Below are 2,996 nucleotides of genomic sequence, written 5' to 3' on the forward strand. Positions count from 1 at the left end.
GGCCGCGACCCCCCGCGTCGGCGTGCTCTCCTGCGGATACCGCCGCATCGACGCCGAAGGCCGCGTGCTGGAGACGGTCGCGGCGGTCTCCGGCCCGGCGCGGCTGCGGCTGCACCTGATGTTCGCCAACCCGATCCTGCACCCCGGCGCGATGATCCGCGCGCCGCTGCTGCGCGCCCATGGCGGCTACGCCGAGGACTGGCGGCTGTCGCAGGACCTCGAGCTCTGGGCGCGGCTCGCGCCGCATACCCGCTTCGACAACATCGCCGCGCCGCTGATGGACTGGCGCCGCCATGGCGCGGCGAGCATGGCCACGCGCGACGCGGACGCCTGGTCGCGCGCCGGCGCGGTGCACCGCGCCCTGCTCGAAGCCTATCTCGGCGCGTCGGTGGAGGGCGAAGCGGCGGCCTGCGCCGCGCTCCTGTTCTGGGGCCGCAAGGCCCTGTCGCTGGAGCAGGCGCGCGCCGGCGACGCGGTGCTGCGCGCGGTGGCCCGCCGCGCGGCGCTGCGCGAGCCGCCGGGCGCGCAGCTTTTTCTGCGCGCGCGCGCGGCGGTGGCGCTGGCGCGTTCGGCGGCGGCGGCCGAACCGTCCGCGGCCCGCGCCATGCGCCTCATGGCGCTGCGCTGGCGTCCGGGCCCGACCGCGATCCGCGCCGTGCTGGCCGATCTGCTGCGCCGCGCGCCGTAGGCCGCATGAGCGAGCCGCGCGCCGGAGGCCGCATGAGCGACGCGCCGGCCGTCACGGTCGCGCTGTCGGCCAAGGACAACGCGGCGTTCCTGCCGCAGGCGATGGACACGCTGCTGGCGCAGAGCTTTCGCGACTTCGAGCTGATCACGGTGGACGACGGCAGCGCCGACGCGACCTGGGACATCCTGCAGGCCTACGCCGCCCGCGACGCCCGTGTGATCCCCCTGCGCAACGCGCGCAACATCGGGCTCGCCGCCAGCCTCAACCGCATCCTCGCAGAGGCCCGCGCGCCGCTGATCGCGCGGGCCGACGGCGACGACGTCTATCACCCCGACCGCCTCGCCCGGCAGGTCGCCTTCATGGCCGCGACCCCCCGCGTCGGCGTGCTCTCCTGCGGATACCGCCGCATCGACGCCACGGGCGCCGTTCTGGAGGTCAAGCGGCCTGTCACGGGATGGGGACGCGTGCGCATGCACATGTTCTTCGACAATCCGATACTGCATCCGGGCGCGATGATGCGCACGGCCACGGTGCGCGCCGTCGACGGCTATGATGAGAGCTATCGCGTCTCGCAGGACACCGATCTTTGGGCGCGGCTGTTCGCGGCGACGCGTTTCGACAATCTTCCCGACCCGCTGGTGGACTGGCGCGCGCATGGCGCAGCCAGCATGAAGGATCGCGACCCGGCGCGCTGGATGCCCGGCCACAATGTCAGGCGCAGAATGCTCGGCGAGTACTATGGCGGAGAGGTTGAGCTTGAGGAGGCGCTGTCGGTGATGCGGCTGTTTCGCGGCTACGATCAGGAGCCGCCGACGACCCACGTCGACGCCGAGCGCGCCTTGACGCGGCTGTTCCGGCGCGCGCTGCTGCGCGAGCCTCTGTCGGGCCTGCGCCACCTGTGCGGCGTCGTTTCCGTACGCCTCGCACAGAAGGCGGCCGAAGCGCCGCGCGCCGAGGCGCGCCGGCTCTACGCCGCGTCGCTGCGCTGGCGCCCGAGCCGCGCCGCGGCGGCGGGCCTCGCCCGGGCTGCGCTCGGCGGCTAGAGCAGGAAGTCCTCAGGCTGGCGGGCGCGAAGCTGCGCGACCTGCGCCTCGTAGGCCTCGCGAAGGCGCGCGCGCTCGTCCGCGGAGAAAGGCATGAACTTGGCGCCATTTCTCAGCAGATCGTCCTGATAGAGGGCGTCGACCGCAGCCTTGCGCTCAGCCATGCTCAGGTGCGGCTGCATTTGCTCCGCCTGCGCGACAGCGGCGGCTGATGGCGTTCTGGTTGATGCAGGGTCGGCGATCTCGGGCAGATCCGCCAGCCAGTCTCCGACCATCGCGTTCAGGACTGTCGCGGCGCCGGCGCGGTAGTCCTCATGCAGCCAGAGCCGCAGGCGCGCACCGGGGAACAGCGCCGTCATGCGATCGACGAACTCGACCCAGCACGGCGGGCGAGCCAGCGCCGCGTGGCGAATGCCTGCGAAACCGCCCAGGATCGGCCTGCAGCGCAGCCACGTCGCGTAGGCGCTCGGAAGGATGTCGTCCCAACTGCGGATCGCCACGAACAACTCCGTCTCGACGGCGGCGGCCAGCGCCCGAAGATTGCGGCTGCGAACCGCCATTCGGGGATAGACGGGGTTGACGAGCAGACCGTCGGCGTCGCCGAAGATGTTCTCCTCGCTTATGACGAGCGTGGCTCCGGCGGCGCCGTAGCGCCGCAGAGCGTCGACAAGCGCCACGCGCCGCCGCACGTTCTCGATACCCGGCCGCTGCACGTCCCTAAGGATGGCCTCCCTCAGGCCGGTCTGACGGATGTCGTCTGGCGTCAACACCGAGATCCCGCGCTCGGCGCAATCCGCGGCAAGCGCGCTCAGCACCGCCTGCATGTGCGTCGTCGCCGTCTTGTGCGCCCCGACATGCAAGCGCAGGCGTCTCGGCCCGGGCTGTCGGATCTCGCGCAGACGGTCGACGGCGGCGGCCACCTTTCCGATCACGTTCGCGTCCCTCTTTCAAAGCGGCCCGGAGCGGCTTCAACGGGCCTTGCGGCTCCCCCCATCTGAGAGGCCATTCCATGGCGGGCAAGCGTGCGGCCCTGCAAGACGGAAGAACGCGGAACCGACGGCGCGATCGTGCCCCATGGAGTGGTGTAGCTGGCGAGGGCCAGCGTGATCTCCGGCGTGGCCGGGGTCAGCCGTCGACGTGGGCGAGGCTGACGACGGGATCATCGCTGACGCTGGCGACGCTTTCCAGCGTCATGTAGCGGGCGCGTTGAACGGCCCATTCGTCGTTCTGCTCGAGCAGGATTGCACCGACCAGCCGGCGGATGG

Annotated in this window: 3 protein-coding genes and 1 pseudogene; 2 read left to right on the forward strand and 2 right to left on the reverse strand. The window is 72.0% G+C overall.

Going from position 1 to position 2,996, the window contains the following annotated elements; genetic code table 11:
• Both V7Q31_RS18340 and V7Q31_RS18345 read left to right on the forward strand, forming a co-directional pair.
• A partial coding sequence (locus V7Q31_RS18340; RefSeq protein WP_333835285.1) for a hypothetical protein occupies positions 1-688 on the forward strand: 688 nt, incomplete at its 5' end.
• 32 nt (positions 689-720) lie between these two features.
• Complete coding sequence (locus tag V7Q31_RS18345; RefSeq protein WP_333835286.1) at positions 721-1,731, forward strand: glycosyltransferase family 2 protein; 1,011 nt, start codon at positions 721-723, stop codon at positions 1,729-1,731.
• Here V7Q31_RS18345 and V7Q31_RS18350 read toward each other — a convergent pair.
• Together V7Q31_RS18350 and V7Q31_RS18355 are read right to left on the reverse strand one after the other, a co-directional pair.
• A complete protein-coding gene (locus tag V7Q31_RS18350; protein WP_333835287.1) occupies positions 1,728-2,555 on the reverse strand; it encodes a hypothetical protein in 828 nt (275 codons plus the stop codon). The two genes, V7Q31_RS18345 and V7Q31_RS18350, sit on opposite strands and share 4 nt — an antisense overlap.
• A gap of 301 nt (positions 2,556-2,856) precedes the next feature.
• Positions 2,857-2,996, reverse strand: a pseudogene (locus V7Q31_RS18355) (IS256 family transposase); the annotation flags it as partial.

Origin of the sequence: Rubrimonas sp. (assembly GCF_036788415.1) — a bacterium.
Lineage (GTDB): Bacteria > Pseudomonadota > Alphaproteobacteria > Rhodobacterales > Rhodobacteraceae > Rubrimonas.